This is a genomic window from Verrucomicrobiia bacterium (assembly GCA_026414565.1).
GTDB lineage: Bacteria > Verrucomicrobiota > Verrucomicrobiia > Limisphaerales > Fontisphaeraceae > Fontisphaera.
The window spans coordinates 1-24896 of record JAOAIT010000048.1; the positions used below are offsets into that span (position 1 = coordinate 1).

The 24896-nt window shown below is 65.0% G+C and carries 8 protein-coding genes and 2 pseudogenes; 5 read left to right on the forward strand and 5 right to left on the reverse strand.

Going from position 1 to position 24896, the window contains the following annotated elements; genetic code table 11:
- From N3J91_10800 to N3J91_10810, 3 genes and pseudogenes are all read right to left on the reverse strand, one after another.
- A partial coding sequence (locus tag N3J91_10800) for a lamin tail domain-containing protein (protein MCX8156916.1) occupies nt 1-5502 on the reverse strand: 5502 nt, incomplete at its 3' end.
- 123 nt (nt 5503-5625) lie between these two features.
- A pseudogene (locus N3J91_10805) lies at nt 5626-6957 on the reverse strand (Ig-like domain-containing protein).
- A 116-nt stretch (nt 6958-7073) separates the two neighbouring features.
- A complete protein-coding gene (locus tag N3J91_10810; GenBank protein MCX8156917.1) occupies nt 7074-12485 on the reverse strand; it encodes an autotransporter-associated beta strand repeat-containing protein in 5412 nt (1803 codons plus the stop codon).
- A gap of 404 nt (nt 12486-12889) precedes the next feature.
- Here N3J91_10810 and N3J91_10815 point away from each other — a divergent pair, with 404 nt between their 5' ends.
- Together N3J91_10815 and N3J91_10820 are read left to right on the forward strand one after the other, a co-directional pair.
- Nucleotides 12890-14074 carry a DNA-binding transcriptional regulator gene (locus N3J91_10815; GenBank protein MCX8156918.1) on the forward strand — a complete coding sequence of 395 codons (1185 nt, stop codon included), beginning with the start codon at nt 12890-12892 and terminating at the stop codon, nt 14072-14074.
- A 299-nt stretch (nt 14075-14373) separates the two neighbouring features.
- Entirely contained in the window at nt 14374-15288 is a 915-nt protein-coding gene (locus N3J91_10820; GenBank protein MCX8156919.1) for an HNH endonuclease, read from the forward strand.
- A gap of 66 nt (nt 15289-15354) precedes the next feature.
- Here N3J91_10820 and N3J91_10825 read toward each other — a convergent pair whose 3' ends face one another.
- Entirely contained in the window at nt 15355-16143 is a 789-nt protein-coding gene (locus N3J91_10825) for an HNH endonuclease (protein MCX8156920.1), read from the reverse strand.
- A 127-nt stretch (nt 16144-16270) separates the two neighbouring features.
- Nucleotides 16271-18124: a glutamine--fructose-6-phosphate transaminase (isomerizing) gene (gene glmS, locus N3J91_10830; GenBank protein ID MCX8156921.1), complete on the reverse strand. Its 1854-nt coding sequence runs from the start codon at nt 18122-18124 to the stop codon at nt 16271-16273.
- A 589-nt stretch (nt 18125-18713) separates the two neighbouring features.
- Here glmS and N3J91_10835 point away from each other — a divergent pair.
- The 3 genes and pseudogenes from N3J91_10835 to hemA all read left to right on the forward strand — a co-directional run bounded on the left by N3J91_10835 (nt 18714) and on the right by hemA (nt 24873).
- Nucleotides 18714-21659 (forward strand): annotated as a pseudogene (locus tag N3J91_10835) (TIR domain-containing protein).
- A gap of 1343 nt (nt 21660-23002) precedes the next feature.
- Nucleotides 23003-23824, forward strand: a complete 822-nt coding sequence (ccsA, locus tag N3J91_10840; protein MCX8156922.1) for a cytochrome c biogenesis protein CcsA — start codon at nt 23003-23005, stop codon at nt 23822-23824.
- Nucleotides 23821-24873, forward strand: coding sequence for a glutamyl-tRNA reductase (gene hemA / locus N3J91_10845; GenBank protein ID MCX8156923.1), 1053 nt, complete (start codon nt 23821-23823; stop codon nt 24871-24873). Before ccsA ends, hemA begins: the two co-directional genes overlap by 4 nt.
- Nucleotides 24874-24896: the final 23 nt, after the last annotated feature.

Below are 24896 nucleotides of genomic sequence, written 5' to 3' on the forward strand. Positions count from 1 at the left end.
AGATGTGTATAAGAGACAGGGGGTGGGGTAGGTGAAGAAGGCCAGGGAGGCGGCGCCGTCGGGGTAGCGGCCCTGGCTGAGGTCGTTGGTTTGGGGGCCAAAGGTGAGGGCGTCAATGGGGGTCAGGCCATCCGGAGCAAACAAACCGAGGGCCTCGCCGGCCTGGCGGAGGGCAAAATTCACATGCAAACCGGAGCCGGCGGCGTTCTGGCCGGGTTCGTTATCGGCCCAGACGAGGAGGAAGCCGCGAGGGGGGATGGACCAGCCGTTGGGGATGCGGAATTGGCGAGGATTGGCCAGGTTATCGGTGAGGTAATAACCGCCGAGAGCGACGGGGGAGTCGCCGGGGTTGTAAAGCTCAAACCAGTCTTCATAATCGCCATCGGCCGGGTCGGCGAGGAAACGGGTGTTGGCCGCCATCCATTCATTGATGAAAATGACGGGCAAAGGCTCGCGGCCATCATTGGGCGCGGCGGGGGTGGGGTAATAGAAGTTCTGGCGGAAAAAGAGCTGGCCATCGGGGAGGCTGCCGTGGGAGCGGTCTGGGGCGAGGTGGGCGTAGCGGAGTTCATCGAGCACGACGGTGACGTTGGAGGAGACGAGAGTGAGGACCACCACGCCGGAGGTGGGGGACGGGCGGAAATTGGTGTGCCATTCCGCGGGGGTGCTTTCGTTGGTTTCGCCATCGGCCCAGAGGAGGCGGAATTCGCCGGGCTGCAGCACGGCGCCGGTGGGGAAGGCCCAGCGTTTGAGCTGCTCCGGGTCATCGGTGAGCCAGCACTGGGAAAGGTCCACCGGTTCGGCGCCGGCGTTGTAGATTTCGAGCCAGGGTTCGCGTTCGCCGCTGCCGTCGAGCGGGCCGGAGCGGTTTTCGGGCTGCACTTCGTTGAGATAGATGGGAGGGAATGGGGGCAGGACGGCGGCGACGGAGTTTGACGTGCCCGGGGTGAAGCGGGCCGTGCTCCCGGAGCCGGAGCCGAGGGGAAGAGTGACGCGGAAACCGGAGTTGAGGTAGAGATTGAGGGTGCCGCGGCCATCGGAGCGGTACCAGAAACTCAGAGTGCAGACGGTGTTGGCGGGCAGTCCGGCGGCCACGACGTTGGTCAAGTTTTGATAGAACTGGGAGACACTGCCGGAGCCGGGGACGTTGTGGAAACGGAGGCTGGCGGCGCCGGAGCGGGCGGTGCCATTGGTGATGAAGCTGTTGGTGGCCAGGCCGGAGGGACTGATCAGCCAGGCGGGCGGGAGCGGTGATTCGAAGCCGCCGTTGGCGAGGAAGTTGGTGCCGGATTCGGGGGTATTGCCCACCACGAGGGCGAGGTCGTCGAGGAGCACATCGCCGCCGTTATCGAAGTAGAGGGACAAGCGGCTGAAGCGGGTGACGCTGCCGACGTTGGCGGTGTAGGAGAAGAAGCGCCAGAGGGGGGTATTGTCGCTCCAGTTGCCGGGGCGGCTGTTATCCTGGGCGGCATCTATGAGCTGGAGGGCGGCCCCCTGCCCTGCTGCGCCGGAGGGCCACGGGGGCAAGGGGCTGTAGCGGACGCGGTCCACGATGAGGTCCGGCGCGGGGGGTATGCCGGGTTTGAGGAGGGTGAGGGTTTCGCCATCGCTCTGGAGGTTACCGGCGAATTGGCCGACAGCGGGGGCATTGATGCCGTAGGCGTTCCAATAGGCATGCAAATCTTTGGTGACTACCAAGTAGCTTGCTGGAGCAATCCACACGCCGGGGGGGAAGGTGTAGTCGAGGCCGTTGATGCGCCAACCGGAGAGGTCGAAGCCGGAGGTGGTGGAGGCATTGTATAATTCCACGTATTCGGCGCCGGGCCAGGCGGGCTGGTACATCAGCTCGCTGAACATCACCTTGCCCACGGGCGATTCGGGGGGAGGCTGGTAGGTCACGGTCAAGGTGGCGGAGGCGCCGGGACGCACGGCGCCGAAACGATCCACGGCCTGCACTTGCAGGGTCTGAAGGCCCTGGGTTAGAGGCACGCGGAGGGACCAGTTGGAGAGAGTGGTCCAGGTCACCGGCCAGGGGAGGCCATTGACGAGGAAACGCTCGACTTCGATGGGGGCGGTGCCGGAGAGGGTGAGCAGATTGGTGGAGGAAAGCAAATTGGTGGGGGTGGCCAGGGAGAAGGGGCTGGTGGCTTCAGCGGCGGCCTGGGTGAGGATTTGATTGCGGCGGGTGGCGAGGTAATTTTTGATGGGCTGAGGGGAGCTGACCGGCGCGCCGTTGGTCAGGAGGGCGGCATAACGGGGGTCGAGCCAGGCGTTGGCGTTGGCGGGGAGGAAGGGGCCGTTGGCCAATTCCAACAAGGCGCGCCAGTAGGCGCGGCGGTAAGCGGGGACAGTGTACAAGCCGGCGAGGACGGGGTCGGAGGAGCGGAACAAATCGGAGGTGGGGGGGTCGCTGGGGGCGGAGCCGAGCAAGATGTCGGCATCCACCGGCATCAAGGTCCAGGGACGGCCTTGGGGGCGGGCGAGGAAGACATTTTGGCCGTTGTTGTTGCCCCAGGAATCCCAGTTGCCGATGGCGTGCTCGAAGGCGAAGAGGCGCATCCATTTATCCATGTCGGCGATGAGGTTGAGGCGGGATTCGACGGAGGAGAGGGGGAGGTTGGCGGCATCCACCAGGGCAAACAAATTGGTGTAGGCCACGGCGGAGTCGGGGTTGCCGCGCTGGGAGAAGATCCAGCGGTAGCGGGCGAGTTTTTTGGCGCCGCCGGAGGTGGTGAAGTTTTGGAGGGTGGCCTGGGTGGTGACGTAGGTGGCGGCGTTGTCCTCGAATTCGTGCCACATGGTGACTTTGTAGAGTTCACCGTCACCGCCGGTATCGGGCCAGAAGGATTCCATGGTGTCGGGGTCTGGGGTTTGGGCGTCTTCGAGGATGGTGCCGCGGCGCTGGCCGTTGACATAGAAATGGATGAAGCGGTGGTGGTTGAAAGGCAGGCCGAGCCACTCGCAGAGCCAGAGGCCGAATTGCTCGCGGAGGGCGGTGGTGTCGTCGGCATCATTACCCGGGAAAAAGATGCGGAAATCGGTCATGCCCAGGAGGCGGTCATCGGAGGGCATGAAGAGGGCGTAATTGCACCAGTTGCCCAGGGGCGAATCGTAAAACTGGCTGTGCCAGGGGCTGCCGCTGAACTGGGCGCCGGCATTGTAGATGGCGCGGTAACGGCCATAGGCGAAGGTGGAATCGAGGGGGTCATTGCTCAATTTTTCACGGCGCACCCATTCCTCGAGGGTGGCGCGGGTGAACCAAAGGCGGTACACGCCCAAAGCGCCCTCCGGCTCCGGCTCGCCCCAACGGACGAGACATTCGCGAGGGGAATCTGCGGGAAAGCGGGAGGTGGCGGGAGGGGTGCCGGCATCGCCAGCGCTGATGAAGAAGGCTGATAAAGTGCCGGAGGGCTGGCCGGGGATTTGTGCGGCGAACCAGCCGGCGCCGCGATATTGCATGGGGAGGATGAGCCAGTTGGTGGAGGGGTCCACGCGATAGAGCAAGGAGACGAAGGCCAGGGGGTCGGGGTCGCTGACGCGGGCGGCGACGGTGACGGGTTCCTGGGCGGCGGGCAGGACGGGCCAATGGTTGACTTCAGTAATGGCGGGGCCGGCGTTGGGGCGGCGCTGGGAATTGGGCCTGCCGGGGGTGCCCAGGGCGGTGGTGGTGAGGGCGTTGCCGACGGCTTCCAACCAGTTGCCGCGCAAGCGGAGGAGGATTTGGGGCTCGCCGCGGAGCCATTTGACGCGGGCCCGGATGGTGGCGGTCTGGCCGGCGGTGAGGGGGGAGGTCAGGCGGGTGCGGATGCGGTTGGCGCCGGTGTCGCCGCGGTCGGTGGCCACGACGTGGAGGGAGCGGGCGCTTTGGTAACCCTGATTGGTTTCCCAGAAAGAGTACTTGAAGGCGCCCTGGGCGTACCAAGAGTCCAATCCGCCTTCAAAATCGGGGTTGCGGATCAGGTTGGCCCCGCCTTGGGGGATGACTTCGACGTTGTCCACGAGGCACTCGCCCGGGCCGAGGAGAAGGATTTGCAAGGAGTCGGCGGGGCCGTTGCCATGATCGAGAAGGCCGGTGGCTTCGATTGTGGCCCAGCCGCTGCGGGATGATTCATCGCTGTCGGCCCAGGCGGGAGCGAGGCGTTTGTCGGCGCGGGCGTCCACCAGTTCGAGGCTGCTGCCGCCGCCATCGGCCCAGCGGCCCCAGCGGCCGCCGTCGCGATAGGAGACTTCGTCCACCCCCACCATCAGCGTATTGGTGACGAGCGTGCCGGATTCCCAACTGAGCGAAGGGGAAGGCCGGGCCAACTGGAGGCGTTCGCCCTGATTGCTCAACTGGCCGCTGAAATCTCCGAGGATGGAGGAAGGGGGCAGATTGGGGTGGAGGGCACGGAGGCGGGAGGCGTTGCGGGCGATGGTCAAAAAGCCGCCGGGGGGGATGGAGGTGTTGGGGGGGAGGACGTAACTGATGCCGCCGCGCAACTGCCAGCCGCTGATGTCCATGGGCTGGGAGGAGCGATTATGCAATTCCACAAACTCCTCCTCGTTATTGCGGCTGATGGGGTTGAACATGATTTCGTTGAGGACCACTTCGCTGATTTTGGCGGGGGCATTGGGGGCGCCGGGGGTGGGGGTATGCAGGCGGTTGAACAGGGCGGCGCCGTCGGGATGGCGTCCCCAGGTCACGCCCTGCTCCTGGGGGCCGAAGCGGACGGCCTCAAGCACGCGGGAGCCGTCAGGAGCCTTGAACCAGAGGGTGTCGCCGCCGGCTTTGAGGCCGAAGCCCAGAGCGGGCTGGTTCACCACCAGAAAACCTTGGGGAGGAATGAGCGAGCCGGGAGGGAAGATGTATTTATTGGTTTCCGGGTTATCGGTGAGGAAGCAGCCAGCGAGGTCCACGGCCTGGGTGCCGTAGTTAAACAATTCCACAAAGTCCACTGCTCCGGTGGGGGCATTGGCGAGGATTTCATTGACGCGCACCCAAGCCAGGCCGCCGAGGGGTGGGGGGGCAGGTTCGGGGGCCCCGGGGGAGCCGCCGGGGGATTGGCTGGGGCCCCAGGCGCGGGGGTCGCTTGCGCCGTAGCTGGGGCGGCGCAAAACGAGGGAGTGGCCGCCGCCATCGGGGGCGACCGGCCAGGGGTCGCTGTCTTCATACTCGACTTCCAACAGGATGGCGCCCTGGCGGTGGTGCAGACGGAGGAGGCCGTTGTCGTTGGGGAGGCTCTGGCCCAGGCCCCAGGGGCCCAGGACGCCGGAAAGGCCATAGATGGATTGGAGATCAGCGGGAGCGGCGGCCACGACGACAAAGCCCAAGGCGGGGACGAGGGTGTTGGAAGGGAAGGTGTAGTTGATTGCGCCGGAGAGGTAATAGCCGCTCAGGTCCTCGGGCCAGGGGTTGCTGTTAAAGATTTCGATGAACTCGGCGTTGCGGCCATCCGCGCGGGTTGGGGGGTGGTAATGGATTTCTGAGATGACCCAGGAGGTGCGGCGGCTGGCAGGCCCCAAGGGTTCATCCAGGGAAGGCCCTTCCCAAGGGATGCCGGCGCGGGCGAGGGGTTGATAGTTGCAGGTGAAGGTGGCCTGGGTGCCGGGGGGGATTGGGTTGCGGGCGGCGGAGGCATCCCGCACACCATTGACGGTGACGGTGTAGGGCTGGCCGGGGGTGAGGGGGGTGGTTTCGAGCAGCACGGTGCGGGCGTCGGCGGTCAAACGGGCGGCCAGAACGGCTGCGGCGTTGTCCAAGGAATAGTTGGCGGTGGTGGTGGCCGAGGCCGGTTCCAAGGGTTCGGAGAAGAGCAGGCTGATTTGCTGGGGCTGGCCCAGCCATTGAGCGCGCAGCAATGCCGGGGGGGTGTTATCGGCGGCGACGGTGAGGGAGGCGACGCGACTGGTGACGGAATAAGGCTGGCCGTTGACCACGTTGGCGGCGGTCACAAAGAAGGTGGCGCCGTGGTCTTCGGGCGTCACCGGGCCGAGGGAGAGTGTAGATTGCTGGGTTCCAGCAAGAGGCTGGCCATTGCGGTACCATTGCAAAGAAAAGGGGGGTTGACCGCCCAGTTGGACGGCAAAGCTGGCGAAGCCGCCCTCGGGCACGGAGAGATCGGCGGGTTGGGTGAGGATGCTGACCTGGCGGGGCACGGCCCAGGACCAGAGCAGTTCGGGGATGGTGAGGGCGACATCGCTGATGCGGACCTCATCGAGGCGGCCGTTGAAGCTGTCGGTGGGGTTGCCATTGTACATGCCGCGGCCGAGGGTCCAGGAGCCGCCTTGGGAGGCCATAGGCCCCAACCAGGAGGTGGTGCCTTCGGTGACATAGGTGCCCTGGGTTTCGTCGAAACGCAGGAGCGAGAGGGTGCGATTGGTGGCGTTGGCGATGACGGCGAAATGATACCAGCGGCCCGGCTGGACGGGGGCCTGGGTGAAGACGGAGCGGAAGACGTTGCCGTTGTCCATGATTTTGCAGCCGACATGGTTTTGGCGTCCGCTGTCCTGGACCATCTGGAAATAGACGGCGGCGAGGGGGCTGAAGTTGGCATCGCGTCCGACAAAGGTCTGCCAGGTGCCCAGGCCGTCAAACATGACGCTGGCTTCGATGGTGAAACTGGAGAGGACGGCCTGATTGAGGGAGGAGGTGGTGTAGAGGTCGCGCACGGCCCCCCCCGGGCCGGTGTAGAGGCTGAAACGGTTGGGTGTGCCGGTCTGAGGGATGACGAATCCCGGGATCAGGTCGGAATAACTGGCGGAGTTTTGGAGGGAGGCGGAGAAGCCGTGGTGTCCGTTGCCGGAGGCATCGGCGGAGTAGCGGGTGGGGTTGTTAAACACCAGGGCGCCAGCCGGGCCTTCCTCGAAGCGCCAGTAGGCGAGGGTGGCCGCCGGGAGGGGCGGGTTGAGGGAGAACCAACAGCCAGCGAGGAGCAAGGCGCCCGCGCGGGCCAGCCAGCGATGCCAACCGGATTTCATAGTTAACCTCATTGTAACATATTGCAGATTAAAAAGCCGCCGGGCATTGCGCCCGGCGGCTTGGACAAGGTCACCAGCTCGCTGCGGCTCAGGGGAGCCGCCCGCCCGGGACGCCCCTAGGGCTTCACCAAGCGGAAGTAGCGTTGCGGAAACTCCGTCAAGTTGGTGATGATGTGGAGGAAGCGGCCGGTGTCGAGGTTGGCCGTGTTGGTGCTGATGGTCTGCCAGACGGTATTGGTGGAGAGCTGCGAGGCGCTCTGGAGCCAGTAGGTCTGGCCGGCCTGGCCGGTGAACTCGAGGGTGAGGGAGTTATGGTTGCGGTCAAGGGTCCAGCCGCTGACGGCCGGGGGCACGGTGATCACGGGCACCACCTGGAGGATGCCGCTGACCTGCAAGGCTGCAACATCCCAGGCGAGGCCGGGGTCGAGGGCGGGCAGGACGACTTCGGTGAAGGCGCCCTCGAAGGCCAGGGCGTCAAACAGCCAGAAGGAATCGCCGGCGCGGAGCGGGCCGCCGAGGTTGCGGATGACCAGGCGTCCGTTGAAGATGACGTTGGTCGGCCCGAAGATGCGGTCGCTGTCCATCTGGTCCGGATTGATGTCCAGGAAGAGCGTGCCCTGCAGGTTGAGGGTGCCGCGGATTTCGAGGTCTTCGAGGGCCGGGCCGAGGTCGAGGGCGCCGGCGGCCTCGACGGTGACGTTGCCGGCAAACCGTCCGTCGTGGACGAGGGTACCGCCGGAGACGCGCACGGGGCCGGTGAAGGTGTTGGCGCCGGTGAGGGCGAGGCGTCCGCCGCCGAGCTTGGTGAGGCCGCCGGAGACGTTGTCGCCGAGGACGGCGGTGGCGGTGGCGCCGGAGCCGCCGCCGCCCGAGAGGGTGACGGTGGCGACGGTGTAACCGCGGCCCGGGGAGGTCACGATGATGTTGGTGACGGTGCCGGCGGCGACGTCAATTTCGGCCACGGCGGTGGCGCCGGTGCCGTCGCCGACGATTTGGACGATGGGCGGGCCGAGGTAGGCGCTGCCGGGGTTGTCGAGGGTGATGCTGACAACGCCCTGGCCATCGGGGGCGAGCAGCGGTTGCGGGATGGCGACGTCGTACCCGGCGGTATCAATCACCGCGCCGCCGGCATAGACATAGGCGCCGGAGAGGTTGGCGATGAAGTTAGGCTCATTGGCCTTGGCCTTGAGGGTGCCGCCGTTGAGGTTGAGGTAGGAGGTGGCGCCGACGTCGCGCATGGTGACGCTGGGGGTGGAGAGGACGCCGCCGTTGAGGTTGAGGATGCCGTAGCCGGCGAAGCCGCCGTAGTTGAGGCCGATCCAGATGCCGGCGGCGGTATCCATTTCCGCCGAGCGGGCGAGGGTCAGTTCACCGCGGCCCTGCTCGGCGACGATGACGCGCTGACCGGGGAGCACGTGGAAGAACTTGCCGCCGGTGAGGTAGCCCACGCCGTAGCCGTAGCTGGGGCTGCCGCCGAAGCGGCCGAAGGCGGTCCAGCCGCCCTGGTAGTTGGTGCCGCCGGACTGGTAATAGACGCCCTGGGCGTAAGCGCCGACCTGCCAGTTGTTGACGACGTTGGAGAAGACGCCGCCGGCGAGCTGGTAGAAGCCATAGGCGCCGACATCGCCGGTGCCCCACTGGCCGCCGATGCGCCAGTCGCCGAACCAGTTGGCGCCGTTACGGATGACGCCGGCCGTCTGGTAGGCGACGCCGACGCAGTTGGCGGGTTTGCCGATGTCGAAGGCGTTGCAGACGACTTCGGCGTCCTGGCCCATCATGACGAAGCGGGCGCGGGAGGGGGTGACGTCGCCGATGTTGAAGTCATGGGCGACGGTGAGGCGGGTGTTGCCCATGATGGCCAGGCCGGCGTCGGCATTGGCGGCGCTGGCGACGCCGCTCCAGCGGTTGACGGACATGGTGGCGTTGCTAAGGACGAGCCAGCCTTCGTTGACAAAGAAGTGGGTGGCGTCGGCGAAGGCGGTATTGCCGGCGTAATACATGACGCCGGGGCCGGTTTTGAAGAAGTAGGTGTCACTGCCGGCGCCGGTCATGGCGCCGGTGAAGAGGGCGAACTGGCCTGCATCCACGGCGACGGTGCCGCCATTCCAGGCGGCCACGCCGAAGTTAATGTTGCGGCTGGAGACAAAGCCGTTGGTGCCGGTGACGCGCAAGGTGCCGCCGGGGTTGAGTTCGAGCCGGCCGGAGCCGAGGCTGGCATCGGAGTTCACCACCACCACGCCGCCGTTGGCGACGATGGTGTTGCCGCCGTAGCTGTTGGGGGCGGTGAGGACGAGGGTGCCGCCGTTGACGATGGTGGAGCCGGCGTGGGTGAGTGCGCCGTTGGCGGTGACGGAGCCGCCGCCGGACTTGGTGACGTTGCCGGGGCCGGCGAGGCTGGCGTTGATGGTGCCGCTGACGAGGCTGAAGGAGGGGGCGGTCAACATGCCGCTGCCGTCAATGGTGCCGGAGGTGAGGGTCACGGCGCCGGCGGTCTGGTGGTTGGTGAGGAGGTTCAGGGTGCCACCGGACAACTGGAGGGGGCTGTTGGGGGAGAGGGTGTTGGGGACGGCGGCGACGAGGGCGCCCTCGGTGAGGAGGGTGGCGCCGGCATAGGTGTTGTTGCCGCTGAGGGTCAACTGGCCGGGGCTGGTTTTGGTGAGGCCGCCCGGGCCGGCGAGGTTGGCGCTGATGAGGCCGCTCTGGGCCTGATAACTGCCCGCCAGCAAGGTGCCGCCGGAGCCGGCGATGACGCCGGAGGCCAGGGTTACCTGCGGCACGGTCTGGTTGAAATTCTGGATGTCGAGGGTGCCGCCGGCGACCTGCACGGGGCTGTTGGAGGAGAGCACGTTGGCCGCGCCGGCACGCAAGAGGCCGTCATTGACGACGGTGGGGCCGGCGTAATCGTTGCCGCCGGTGTTGGCCAGGGTCACGGCGCCGGCGTTGTTCTTGGTCAGGCCGGCGGGGCCGGTGATTTTGCCGGAGCCGGTGAGGGTGTAGGTGAGGTTGCTGTTGTTGAGGATGACGGAGGCGGGCTGGACGTTGGTCAGGAGATTGACGGTGGTGGTGCCGGGGGCGGAGTCATCAAACAAGACGCCGTCGCCATTCTGGAAGACCATGGGGGTGCCGCTGGAAGCGCCCACCCAGTTGGTGGTGAGGCCGACATCCCAAGCGCCGCCGGGGACCATGCCGGCCCATTTGGGGGCTTCGATGGAGGTCACGCGCACATCAATGGACTGGTTGGCGACGTTGTCCACCAGTTCGGCGATGACGCGCGGGGGCAGGCTGGCGAGGACAAACTGGCCGACGCCGGTTTTGGTGCCGTAGCGGATGATGGGGAACTGGCCGACGGCCAGGCTGGCGGCGGAAAGGTTGACGACGACATCGCCGTTCAAGGTGAGGGCGCCGGTGACTTCCACCGGGGCGATGGTGGGATTGCCGAAGGCGCCGAGGTCCACTTCGAGGGTGGACCAGACGCTTTCGCCCAGGGTGAGGTTGGCGACGGTGAGGCGTCCGCCGGCGGAGGCCACCTGGACGCCGAGGGTGGCGTCGTCGGCCACGCGGAGGTTGCCCATGTTGGTGGAGGCGGTGGTGAGGACGAGGCGTCCGGCATTGACGCGGGTGGTGCCGGCGATGCTGTTGACGCCGCTGAGGAGGAGGGCGCCGGTGCCCTGCTTGGTGAGGCCGCCCGCGCCGGTGATGGAGCCGGAGAAGACGGTGGAGGTGTTGTCAGCGCCACAGGTGAGGGTGGCGGTGCCGAGGAGGATCTGGCCGGCGCCGCTGAGGGAGCCGACGGTTTGGGCATAGTTGTTGAGATCGAAGGTTGCGCCGAGGGCGACGGTGAGGCTGGCGCCGCCGGCGATGACGCTTTCGCGGTTGGCGCGGATGGCGCCGGCCTGGACGAGGGTGGGGCCGGTGAAGGTGTTGGCGCCGCCGAGGGTCAGGATGCCGTTGCCCAGTTTGGTGATGCCGCCGCTTTGATTGGGGGCGAGGGTGGCGACATCGAGGGTGGCGGGGGTGACGGGCAGGCCGCCGCGGAGGTTGACCATGGGGGGCGTGGCGTAGTCACGGCCGGGGCAGGTCACGAGGATGGAGCGGACGCGGAAGGTGCCGTTACTGGTGCCGTCGTCTTCCATGAGGGCCACGGCGGTGGCGCCGAAGCCGTCGCCGACGATTTCAACCCAGGGCGGGCCCATGTAGCCGCTGCCGCCGTTGAGGACGGGGATGGAGGCGACGCCGTTGCCGGAGGGGGCGAGGAGGGGCTGGTTGACGCCGATGTTGAAACCGGCGGTGTCAAAGACGGCGCCGCCGGCATAGACGCGGGCTTCGGTCATGTTTTCGAAGAAGGCGCCTTCGTTGGCCTTGGCCTGGACGACGCCGCCGTTGAAGCTGACGTAGGCGAGGCCGCCTGGGGCATCGCCCCAGCGTTCGAAGCGGGGGACCTGGACGCGGCCGCCGTTGAGGTTGAGGTAGCCCTTGCCGGTGGCGCCGCTGTAGGCGTGGGCGAGGACGAGGCCGAGGTTGCAATCCACGACGGCGTCGCCGTGGACGTTGATTTCACCGCGGCCCTGTTCGGCGGCGAACAAGCGGGTGCTGGCGCCGGTGTGGCTGACGCGGCCGGAGGTGAGGTACACGACGCCGCGGCCGTTGGCGTAGCGGCCGGGGGCGGTCCAGCTTCCCCAGGTGGTGGTGCCGCCGTTTTGGTACCAGAGGCCGATGCCGTTGGCGCCGATGTGGAGGTTGTTGGGGTTGTTGAAGGTGCCGGCGGCGAGCCAGTAGAAGCCGTAGGCGTTGTTGCCTTCGCCGATGCGCCATTCGTTGGCGGTGGGGGTGAAGCCCTGGACGGTGCCGCCGCGCTGGATCATGACGCCGGCGGTGTCGTTTTTGCCGACCCAGAAGCGGCGGACTTCGATGCGGGCGTTGTCCTGGAGGTAGAGCCAGCCGCGGCCGGTGCCCCAGTCGCCGATGTTGAAGTCGCGTCCGTCGGCCAGGAGGAGGCGGGCGTCATCGCGCATGTACACCCAGCCCCAGCCGCCTTCGCCGTTGCCGACGCCGAACCAGCCGCCGTTGACGTTGACGGTGCCGGTGCCGGCGATGGTGAGGGTGCCGCGGCAGTTGTTGATGTCGCCGACGAGGAAGCCGTCGCCGGTTTTGTTGACGGTGCCGTTGTGGACGATGAGATGGCTCATGGGGGTGAAGCCGGAGCCGGCGCGGCCGGAGACGAGCCAGTTGGCGACGTTGAGGACGCCGCCGTTGGTGACGACGATGATGCCGGGGATGCCGTTGTTGCCGGCCCAGGCCTCGCTGACGCGTGGGGTGGAGGTGGTGATGAGGGCGAGGCCGTTGGTGACTTCGGCGATGGCCCAGCCGTCGGAGTCATTGGGGACGACGCCGTTGCTCCAATTGGTGGGTTCGTGCCAGGGGCCGCCGAGGCCGCCGACCCAGCCGCCGCTGGCGGCCTGGAGGGGGTTGAGGAAGAGGATGAAGCCTGCGGCGAGGCAGGCACAGGCGAGGGAGCGGAGCGTTTTCATAATTATTTTAGTTAATTAAATAATTCTGCCTCCATCAAGGAAAAACAGCAAGGGACGAGGTGCCGCCCCACTGAAGCGGCATCAGACGGACTCTCGATGTTTCAGGCATGGCAGAAATATGCCACGGGGGCGAAACTCTGGCCATGAGGAATTGGAGCAAAATCTTAAGGAATTGGGTCAGGCTGGAAGGGTGGCGGGGCGTGGGCGTGACCGTGAGGAGCGGGGGGGGGCGGCCGGAGGAGGGGCAGGTGCAGGAAAAGGTTGCAGGGCAAGGGGCGGAATGGATTTGGGGGATGCGGGTTCCCCTGCCCTGCTTTTTGCCCGGGCGGATGAGTTTCGGCTTTCAAGCCGCAGAGGCAGGGGTTATTGTGCTGGGAAGTTAAAAAATCTGCATGGGCGCGAATATGGCTGGTGGAAATGGCCGTGGCCGACGTCCGCACGTGGCGCTGATTGTGGAGACCTCCCTGGCCTCGGGGCGGGCGATCTTGCGCGGGGTGGCGCGGTATGTGCGGCGGCATGGGCCCTGGGCGTTGTTTTACCAGCCGCGGAGCCTGGAGGAGGCGGTGCCGAAGTGGCTGCGGCAGTGGCGGGGGGACGGCATTATTGTGCGGGTGCAGAATCGGAAGATAGCGGAGGCGGTGCTGGCGTCGGGGTTGCCGGCGGTGGATGTGCTGGGGGTGGTGCCCGGGCTGCCTTTGCCGCTGGTGCACGTGGACGATGGGCAGGTGGCGCGGCTGGCGGCGGGGCATTTGTTGGAGCGGGGGTTTCATCATTTTGGTTTTTTTGGGATTGAGGGGGAGAACTGGTCGCACAACCGGGAGGAGGCCTTTGTGGAGGCCGTGGTGCGGGAGGGGGGGAGCGCCCTGGTGTACAATCTGCCGCGGGGGGTGGAGAGTTTTGGTTCGTGGGAGGAGGTGGAGGATGATTTGGCGGCGTGGGTGCGGCGGCTGCCGAAGCCGGCGGGGATCATGGTGTGTTCGGATCAGCGGGGGCCGTTGTTGCTGGAGGCGTGCCGGCGGGCGGGGGTGGCGGTGCCGGATGAGTTGACGATTATTGGGGTGGATAATGACGAGCCGTTGTGCGAGGTGTGTAATCCGCCGTTGTCGAGCGTGGTGCCGAATCATGAGCAGGTGGGGTACGAGGCGGCGGCGCTGCTGGAGCAGCTTATGGCGGGGCAGCCGGCGCCGGAGAAGCCGGTGCTGGTGCCGCCGGCGGGGGTGGTGACGCGGTTATCGAGTGACACGCTGGCGATTGAGGACCGGCAGGTGGCGGCGGCGCTGCGGTTGATCCGGGAGCATGCGTGCGAGGGGATCAAGGTGAGCGTGCTGGCGCGGCAGGTGGGGTTGTCGCGGACGGTGTTGCAGCGGCGGTTTCGGGCGGTGTTGCGCAAGTCGGTGCATCAACTGATTATTGAGGCGCGGCTGAAGCGGGCGCAGGATTTGATAGTGAACACGGATTTGCCGATGGTGGAGATTGCGGAGCGGTGCGGGTTCAAGCATGTGGAGTATTTGAGCGCGGTGTTCAAGCAGCGGCTGGGGTTGAGTCCCCGGCAGCTTCGGCGTCCGCAGAGCCAGGGGCGGGTGGGGTGAGGGGAAAAGTGGCGCGCTGGTTTTGCGCTGCCCTCCCCTGCCCCGGAAAGAGCGGCGGTGAATGGCGGACAGGCGATGGGGTGAGGGGCAATGTTAATTAAGTTCATAGCAAACCAAAATTGGAAAAGAGAAATAGGGTAACCTCTCTAGTGTCGAGGAACTCAGAGACCATTTTCGGTTGCATGCGATGCCCAAAAGTATTGTAGAGATGGAGGCTGAGGAGTACTTATAATTTCTCGCTAGGCGCTGCCGACTTATGGGCGCAAGAATAAAACAAGACCTCACAATCCTTTAGTGGTATGGAAAAAGATCAAGCATACTGGCTCCACAAGCTGGCCACGCTAAAGATAGACCGCGCTCGCGGTGACCCCGCGCCACATAAGCCGTTTCTGCTACTGATGGTTTTGGAAATGGCGGATCGTGGAGAAATCAAGAGCCAAGAATTGTCACTCTCGCCAGACCTTGCTTATCGCTTTAGCCTGTTCAATCAAGTAATTGCGGATCGAAAGCGCCGGCCGCTCGAGTTGCGATTACCATTTCATCACCTGAAGACTTCTGGCATCTGGCAGCCACTAATGGCAGACGGTAAGCCTTCGCCTCACCCCAGGTTGACTGTGAAAGTTCGTTTTGATCCTGATTTTTTCCAATGCCTCAAGGATCCTTTGTTTCGTGAGAAGGCGAAACATGTGTTAATTGATACGCCACCTTACTTCAGGGAGCCGGAGCGTGTCGCACTACGAGCAATGTTTAATCTGGAAAACGCGGGCGGTAGCAATGCCAATCAAGTGGGGCCGCTGTTCACCGCACAAGTGGAGCGGGGGCGGGACGCACGCTTTCGAATCGAAGTTGTGATTATCGCTTACCAGCACACCTGCGCTTTAACCGGCTATCGGATGACGACTTTGGGGGTTGATAAGATGGAAAGCATAGTAGATGCCGCGCACATCCATGAGTTTCGCGACAGCCGGAACAATGATCCACGGAATGGCCTCGCACTCTGCAAGAATGCGCATTGGCAGTTTGATCGTGGTTTGTGGTCAATCACTGACGACTTCCATATTATAGTAAACCGAAAAAAGTTCACCGAGAATGGCCTACCTGGTCAACGCTTGGCAGATTTTGAGGGCCGCAGACTTATTCTTCCCAAGGATCCTAAATACTGGCCTAATCCAGAATACTTAGCTTGGCACCGTGAAAAGCGGTTTTCTGTTTAAGGTTAAGGGATAGCTGTCGAGCCGAATTAGATAAATAGTTAAAGACCCACAAAATAATGCCTGAGGTTAGGCGGAGTTTGCGGAGTTTGATTCGGTGCAAGTTTTTGCGTGGGCTTGAAGGAACTGTGGGGAGGGCATGAATTTATTGGGTTTTCGAAGCTGGCGGCCCTCGAAACGCAACAACCAGTCGAGTCCCTCGCAATCGGCACGGGATTTGATACCAGGTATGAAGCGGACGCAAAGATTGTCGTCAAAGAACATGAGGCGGCGATCGAAGGCGCGATCGTGCAAGGCATTCAGGCAAAGGCCGTTTCTGGGGTTCATCCGCTGTTTTGGGTTATCGGCCCATGGGAGGATATGGCTGGCAACCAGCAGTTCTGGCACCGCCAGGCCGGAGATGCAGCATTTGCCGTCGTAAGCGGCCAGTACGGTCGCCCGAAAGAAGTGTTGATTTACGCGCACGCGCACCAGGCGTTCACGCTCGCGTCCTTCCTGGGGCAACTCATCAGGCGAAATAGCGGCCAGGTCTTCAAGTTTGCGTCCGGTGTATTGGGCCAGCAGGCGCTCACTCTCGTAAGCCAGCGATGCGGGGTCGTCCTCGAATTCTCTCCAGATGTCAATTTCTCCTTTGGCTCCGTGTGGCATGCCTTTGATGCCGCGGGCCGCCAGCTCTGGGTCGAGGCGGGCAAAATTGTTCAGTTTGAGTGCCACTGATCCCGGCGAGCGCCCGAGCAACCTGGCCAGTTCAATAATTTCGGGCGCGCGGCTGTGTTGCCGCCCGAATGGGATTTTACAATAGAGATTGAAGGCGAGGATGTGCTCCTCGCGCGTCCAAGGTCTGTACTTGGGGGGCATAGATCAAGCATTAAGCTTTATCGTGCTCGTGGTCTTTTTCAAGACTTTGAGATTGAGGCTGCAGGTGAGATACTCGTTTTTTTAATGGCGCGGGAGGCGAGGGCAAGAAAGGGGGGTAGCGCGGGGTTTATTCGACGGTGACGGATTTGGCGAGGTTGCGAGGTTTGTCCACGTCGCAGCCGCGGGCGACGGCGATTTCGTAGGCGAGGAGCTGGAGGGGGAGGATGGCCAGGAGGGGCCAGAGGCATTCGGGGGCGTGGGGGAGGAGGAGGGTGTCGTCGGCTTTTTGGGGGAGGGTGGTGTCGCCGACGGTGCCGAGGGCGATGATGGGGCCCTGGCGGGCCTTGATTTCTTCGAGGTTGGCGAGGGTTTTTTCGTAGAGGCTGTCCTGGGGTGCGAGGATGACGGTGGGGGTGCGGTGGTCAATCATGGCGATGGGGCCGTGTTTCATTTCGGCGGCGGGGTAGCCTTCGGCGTGGATGTAGCTGATTTCTTTGAGTTTGAGGGCGGCTTCGAGGGCGATGGGGAAGTTGAACTGGCGGCCGAGGAAGAAGAAGTCTTCGGCGTGGGCGTATTTTTGGGCGAGGCGGCGGACGGAATCGTGGAGGTGGAGGACGGATTGCATTTGGGCGGGGAGGTTTTCGAGGGCGGCGAGGAGGCGGCGGGCGTGGGCGGCGCCGAGCATGCGCATGCGGCCGAGGAGGATGGCGAGGAGGGTGAGGACGGTGACCTGGGCGGTGAAGGTTTTGGTGGCGGCGACGCCGATTTCGGGGCCGGCGTGGAGGTAGATGCCGCCGTCGGCTTCGCGGGCGATGGTGCTGCCGACGACGTTGCAGAGGGAGAGGACTTTGTGGCCGCGGCGGCGGGCTTCGCGGAGGCCGGCGAGGGTGTCGGCGGTTTCGCCGGACTGGGTGATGGCGAGGACGAGGGTGTGTTTGTTGATGGGGGCGTTGCGGTAGCGGAATTCGCTGGCGTATTCGACTTCGACGGGGAGGTGGGCGAGGTCTTCGATGAGGTATTCGCCGAGGAGGGCGGCGTGCCAACTGGTGCCGCAGGCGAGCATGAGGACCTGGTCGAATTCGCGGAGTTCGGCGGGGGTGAGGTTGAGGCCGCCGAAGCGGGCGGTGGCTTCGTCGGGGTCGAGGCGGCCGCGGAGGGTGTTGCGGACGGTTTGGGGTTGCTCAAAGATTTCTTTGAGCATGAAGTGGGGGAAGTTGCCGCGTTCGGCGGCGGCGGTGTCGAATTCGAGGCGGCTGATTTCGACGCGGGCGGCCTCGCCCTGGAGGCGGTGGACTTCGTGGCGCTGGGGGGTGAGGAGGACGAGGTCGTGGTCCTGGAGGTAGATGACGTCGCGGGTGTGGGGGACGAGGGCGGCGGAGTCGCTGGCGAGGAAGTGTTCGCCCTGGGCGAGGCCGACGATGAGGGGGGAGCCGCGGCGGGCGCCGATGATGAGGCCGGGGAAGTCGGCGCAGAGGACGGCGAGGCCGTAGGTGCCGATGACTTCGCGGAGGGCGTCGGCGACGGCCTGGGCGAGGGGGTGGAGGGCGCCGGGGGTGTTGCGGCGGGCCTGGTAGTGCCAGCCGATGAGGTGGGCGAGGACTTCGGTGTCGGTGTCGGAGGTGAAGCGGTGGCCGGCGAGTTGGAGGCGGTTTTTGAGGAGGGCGTAGTTTTCGATGACGCCGTTGTGGACGATGACGATGCGGCCGGAGGCGTCGGGGTGGGGGTGGGAGTTGGCATCGGTGGGGGGGCCGTGGGTGGCCCAGCGGGTGTGGCCGATGCCGGCGAGGCCGTGGAGGGGTTCGCGGGCGAGGAGGGGGGCGAGGCCGTCTTCGATTTTGCCGGCTTTTTTGCGGGTTTGGAGGTGTTCGCCGAGGACGGCCAGGCCGGCGCTGTCGTAGCCGCGGTATTCGAGGCGGCGGAGTCCATCCAGGAGCAGGGGGGCCGCTTCCTTGTAACCTACATAGGCAATGATGCCGCACATGGGGAAGAGGGATAGCAGGGGATGGGACGGGGGACGAGCAGAAAATTGGGGGGGGAGGGGGGAGGGTTTTGACCACGAAGGGACATGAAGAGGGGGTTAACCACGAATAAACACGAAGGAACACGAATGGGGAGGTGAATTATTCAATGAACACGAATGGGGGGGTGACCACGAAGGGACACGAAGGGAGGGAGTTAACCACGAATGGACACGAAGAAACACGAATCATGAACACGAATGGATATGAGGAGGGGGGTTATCCACGAATGGACACGAAGGGACACGAAGAAGGGTTTGACCACGAATAAACACGAAGAAAGACGAATCATGAACACGAATGGGCGTTTTTGACCACGAATGAACACAAATGAACACAGATGAACATGAGGGGGGATTGAGGTCGGAAGGGAGGAGGGGGAAGGGGCTGGCGCAAAGGTTTTTGACAAAAGTTGGGGAAGCTGGCATTGATAGGGGGCAACGTCAGCCACGAGCGCCCAATTCTGATGCGGTTGGATGGCACAACACCGCAGCCTGATCCGGTTCATGGGCCGCCGCCCGGTGGGGGCGGCAGGTGCCAAGGTCACAGCGGATGAGCACTGAGGATTCAACGGGCGAGTTTAAGTACTGGGCCTTTATCAGTTACAGCCACGCCGACAGCAAGTGGGCGGACTGGCTGCATCGGGGGCTGGAGACGTATCGCGTGCCGGGGCGGCTGGTGGGGAGGAAGACGCGGAGCGGGGTGATACCGAAGCGGTTGTTTCCGGTGTTCCGGGATCGGGACGAGCTGCCGGGGTCGGCGAATTTGGGGGAGAATCTCACGCGGGCGCTGAAGGAGTCGCGGTATTTGATTGTGATTTGTTCGCCGCGGGCGGCGCAGTCGCAATGGGTGGATCAGGAGGTGCGGATTTTCAAGTCGCTGGGGCGTGAGGATCGGGTGTTGTGCCTGATTGTGGACGGGGAGCCGAATGCGACGAATCATCCGGAGCTGGGTTTGCAGGAGTGTTTTCCGGAGTCCATCCGGTACTGGGTGGATGCGGAGCGGCGGATCACGAATATTCCGACGGAGCCGATTGCGGCGGATGTGCGGAAGGGGAAGGACGGGAAGCGGAATGCGTTGTTGAAGCTGCTGGCGGGGGTGCTGGGGGTGAATTTTGATGATTTGAAGCAGCGGGATCACGAGCGGGCGCAGCGGCGGTTGCAGATTATTCTGGCGGGGGTGAGCGCGCTGCTGGTGTTGTTTCTGTTTTTGTTGTTCCAGTTGTTCACGGAGCAACAGCGGGCGCGGGATGCGGAGCGGACGGCCAAGGCGAACGAGCAGCAGGCCCGGACGGAGCGGATGAAGGCGGAGAAGGAGCGGCAGATTGCGATGGAGGAGAAGCGCAAGGCGGAGGAGGCGTTGAAGGGGGAGCTGGCGGCCAAGGCGGCGCGGGATCAGGCGTTGCGGGAGGCGGAGAAGGCGCGGGACAACGCGCTGGAGCAGCAGCGGAAGGCGGAGGAGGCGTTGCAGCGGGAGAAGGAGGCGCAGCAGGGGCGCATCGAGGCGCTGAAGCTGGCGGAGGAGAGGCGGGCGCGGGCGGAGGAGTCGGAGCGCCGGGCGCTGGCGGCGCAGAAGGAGGCGGAGGAGAAGAAGCGGGAGGTGGAGCGGGCGTTGAGCATGGCGGATTTCAACACGGGGGCCCGGCTGGCGGAGGAGCAGAAGGAGAGCCGGGCGCTGGCGTATCTGGCGCGGGCGCTGCGCTGGAATCCGGAGAATGAGAGCGCGGCGGCGCGGTTGCGATCGCTGCTGGACAACCGGAATTGGGCGCTGCCGCGGTTGCGGGTGATGGAGCATGCGGCGCCGGTGGTGGCGGCGGCGTTCAGTCCGGACGGGCGGCGGCTGGCGACGGCGGCGACGAATGTGGCGCAGTTGTTTGACGCGCAAAGCGGGGAGGCGGTGGGCGAGCCGATGCGGCACAGGGGGAATATTCTGGCGCTGGAGTTCAGTCCGGACGGGCGGCGGCTGGTGACGGCGAGCGCGGATCGGACGGCGCAGGTCTGGGATGCGGCCACGGGCAAGCCGGCGGGGCCGGCGCTGGCGCATGAGGACTGGGTGCGGGTGGCGCGGTTCAGCCACGATGGGCGCAAGGTGGCCACGGGGACGCAGAATCGGCAGGCGCGGATTTGGAATGTGGAGAATGGCCAGCCGTTGACGGAGCCGTTGGGCCACGAGGGGCCGGTGGTGGATGTGATGTTCAGTCCCGATGATCGGATCCTGGCCACGGCGGCGGCCAATGTGGCCAACCTGCTGGAGGCGGCCACGGGGAAGCCCGTGCTCAGCGAGCCGTTGAAGCACAATGGGGGGGTGGTGAGTGTGCGATTCCGGGGGGATGGCAAACAGGTGGTGACGGCGTCGGGGGACAAGACGGCGCGGGTGTGGGACGTGAGCACGGGCCAGGCGGTGACGGAGCCGTTGACGCATGGGGATTGGGTGTATCAGGCGGTGTTCAGCCCGAGCGGTTTGCGGGTGGCGACGGCGTCGCGGGATCGGACGGCGCGGATTTGGGATGCGACGACTGGGAAGCCGCTGAGTCCGCCGCTGGCGCATGGGGATGGGGTGAACACGGTGGAGTTCAGCCCGCATGAGCAATGGTTGTTGACGGCGTCGGATGACCGGACGGCGGTGATTTGGAGCGTGGCGGGGGGAGAGGCTTATGCGGAGCCGTTGCGGCATGAGGGGGCGGTCAAGCTGGCCATGTTCCGGCCCGATGGCCGGCAGGTGTTGACGGCGGCGGGGGATGGCACGGCGCGGTTATGGGACAGTTTGCGGGGGCGGCCGCTGCCGACGGTGCTGCCGCATCGGAGTTTTGTGGAGGTGGCGGCGATCAGCCCGGACAACCGGTGGGTGGTGACGGGGGGACAGGATCGGAATGCGGTGGTGTGGGAGCTGGCGACGGGATTGCCGGTGGCCACGCTGCCCCACGAGAAGCCGATCCGGTGCGTGCATTTTAGTCCCGACAGCCGGCGGGTGGTGACCGGGTCGGAGGATTATACGGCGCGGGTGTGGGAAGTGCCCTCGGGGAAGGCGGTGGGCAAGCCGCTGCAACACAATGGGTGGATTGTGAGCGTGGCGTTCAGTCCGGATGGGCAAAGGGTGTTGACGGCCTCGGAGGATCGGACGGCGCGATTGTGGAATCCGGAGAATGGGCAGGCGTTGGGGGAGGTGATGAGCCATGAGCGGGCCATCCGGGTGGCGCGGTTCAGCGCCAACGGGAAGGTGGTGGTGACGGCGTCGGGGGATCGGACGGCGCGGATTTGGGACGGGCAGAGCGGCAAACCGTTGAGCGCGCCGCTGGTGCATGGGGGGGAGGTGCGGGATGTGGAGGTGACGGCGGACGGGGGGCTGGTGGCGACGGCGTGCGAGGATCGGACGGCGCGGGTCTTTCGGGCTGACGGGAGTCCGGTGACGGAGAGGTTGCGCCATGACGGGGCGGTGAACAGCGTCAGTTTCAGCCGGGACGGGCGGCTGGTGGCCACGGGGTCGGAGGATCAGAGTGTGCGGATTTATGATACGCGGACGGGGCTGCCGGTGACGGAGCCGTTGCGGCTGGACAGTCCGGTGCGGCAGGTGGTGTTCAGTCCGCAGGGGCATATTTTGATGACGATCAGCCGGGACAAGGCGGCGCGGGTGTGGGATGCGGATTTGGGGTTGATGGTGGCCGAACCATTGCAGCACGAGGAGGCGGTGCGTTTTGGGGCCTTCAGTCCGGATGGGAAGTTTGCGATTACCACGGGGAATGACCGGGCGGCGCGGCTGTGGTTGATCAGTTTTCCGACGAAAGCCCCGGCCTGGCTGCCGGCGCTGGCGGAGGCGGTGGGGGGGTATCGGATCAGTGATGCGGGGGGCAGCGAGAGCCTGCCGCGTCCCTGTGATTTGTTGCGGGAGCTGGAGCAGAAAATCCGGGGGGCGGGCGGGGAGAATCCTTTTGAGGTGTGGGGGCGCTGGTTTTTGGAGGCGCGGGATCGGCGGGCCACGTCGCCGCACAGCACGTTGACGGTGCCGGAGTTTGTGCAGCGGCAGGTGGAGGCGGGGGAGGAGGCGCAACTGCCAACGGTGTTGGAGCTGGCGCCGGATCATCCGCTGGCGCTCACGAAACTGGCGCTGCTGCGGTTGAGCCGGGCGCCGGCGGAGGCGGAGGCGTTGACGGTGCTGGCGATGCGGCATGATGATCGGACGAGCGAAGTGCTGTGGGGCCGTGCGCAGGTGCTGCATGCGCAGAAGCGATTTGAGGAGGCGTATCCCATCATGGAGAAGGCGCTGGCGGGGGATGCCCGTTTCGTGAAGACGTTGGGGCCGGAGGGGCGGGAGCTGCAGAGCACGAATCAGGAAACCATGGTGAGCGGGTGGCTGCCTAGGGGGTGGTCGGAGCGGGTGGGGGGGTGGTCGGGGAAACTGACGATGGCCAAGGTGAATGATCCGGTGGGGGGCGGGATCATCTGGCAGGTTACCACCAGCGAGGGGCGAGGGCAGGCGATATTGCGGGGGCCGCGGTTTATCGGGAAGGCCGGGCAGCGGTATATCCTGCAAGGAAACATTCGGAGCCTGCGGGGTTCGAGCGTGAACGTGGGGGCGGTGTCGCAATGGGGCAATCAAAAACTGATTGAGCAGTCCATCCGGGCGACGGATCGCTGGCGGCCGTTCAAGATCCCGTTCAGCGCGCCGACGGACTTTGCGGCGGAGTGGTTGTTGACGCTGCCGGCCGATGCGTCGGTGGAGCTGATGGAGCTGACGGTGGTCAAGGAGTGAGGGATGGGCGGGCGGAGGTTGACGGGGGGGGGCAGCTCCCCTGCCCTGCGGAAAAGTCCTTGCAGTCAACGGCCCTTCTTCTACTTTTAGCCTGCATGCCGTTGCTGACGGATCGGATGTGGTTTCAAGCGGCGGTCATCGTGTACGGAATCGGGCTGGTGTATTCGGTTTTTTTGTGGCGGCGGGGATTCCGGCGGGATGACCGCATTCATTATTTGATCCTGCTGGTGGCGTATGCGCTGCATCTGCTGGCGATGATGAAGCGGGGCTATTCGCTGCAGCGTTGTCCCACGTCGAATCTGTACGAGGCGACGGTTTTTATTGGGTGGGCGATGATGTCGGCGTGCCTGGGGCTGGCGCTGGTGCAGCGGTTTCGGTTTCTGCCGGTGTTTGCGAATCCGGTGATGGTGGGATTGGGGGTGTTTGCGATGATGCCGGGGCTGGACACGCCGAGCACGGCCACGAGCTACACGGGGGTGATGGTGAGTTTGCATGCGGCGTTTACGCTGCTGGCATACGGGTCGTTTGGGCTGGCGGCGGCGGCGGGGGTGATGTACCTGACGCAGGAGCGCGATCTGAAGATGCATCGGACGCGCATTTTGTTTTCGCTGCTGCCGCCGATCACGCGGCTGGAGAAGGTGGTGACGTGGCTGACGGTGGCGGGGCTGGGGTTATTGAGCGCGGGGCTGGTGGTGGGGTTTGCGGGGATACCGCCGCCGCCGGGGGTGCATTATTACCAAGATTTCAAGGTGGTGTGGTCGTGCGTGGTGTGGGGGGTGTATGCGGCGCTGTTGTTGTTGCACTGGCGTTTTGCCACGCGGGGGCGGCGGTTTGCGTGGGGGGCGGTGGGGGCGTTTGCGTTTGTGTTGTTGACGTATTGGGGGTCGAATCTGGCGTCGCCGTTGCATCAACCATGAGCATTCTGGTGGTCGGCATCAGTCATCGCACTGCGCCCGTGGAATTGCGGGAGCGATTTGCGCTGCCGCCGGCGCGGCTGCCGGAGGCGTTGAAGGCGCTGCGGGAGAAGGGGCTGGCGCAGGAGGCGGTGCTGGTGTGCACCTGCAACCGGACGGAGTTATACGCGCACACGCCGGCGCCGGCGCCGGAGGCTTTTGGGGCGTTGCTGCGTTTTTTCCATGAGTTCACGGGCCAGCAGGAGGTGGTGGAGGAGGCGTTTTACCAATATGCGGAGCCGCAGAGCCTGGAGCATTTGTTCAAGGTGGCCGCGGGATTGGACAGCATGGTGCTGGGGGAGACGGAGATTTTGGGGCAGTTGAAGAAGGCGTACGAGCTGGCGCTGGAGGGGCGGTTTACCGGTCCGCGGCTGAACAAGGCCTTTCAACGGGCCTTCAACACGGCGAAGTATCTGCGGACGCATACCCACATCCAGCGGGGCAGCATTTCGGTGGCGTCGGTGGGGGTGGAGCTGGCGGAGAAGATTTTTGATACGCTGCGCGGGCGGGTGGTGATGGTGCTGGGGGCGGGAGATACGAGCGAGAAGGCGGCGCGGGCGCTGCTGTCGCGCGGGGCCAAGAGCGTGCTGGTGTCCAACCGTTCTTACGAGCGGGCGGTGGCGCTGGCGCAGGAGCTGGGGGGGCGGGCGGTGCGGTTTGATGATTGGGCGGCGGAGTTTGCGGCGGTGGACATTGTGATCAGCAGCACGGCGGCGCCGCATTACATACTGGATCGGGCGAAGCTGGCGCCGTTGATGGCGCTGCGGGAGAATCAGCCGCTGCTGTTGATTGATCTGGCGGTGCCGCGGGACATCGAGCCGGAGGTTAATTTTCTGGAGAACGTGTATTTATACAACATTGATGATTTGCAGGAAATTGCGGCGGATTATTTGAAGCAGCGGCAGGAGGAGGTGGGCCGCTGCGAGGCCATCATCCGCGAGCGGGTGCGGGAGCTACTGCAGGGACCGGCAGCGGCGCAAGCCCCCCAGCACGCGCGGCCGGCCGAGGCCTGAGCGAGGGGCGGAGAGAAAAGAAA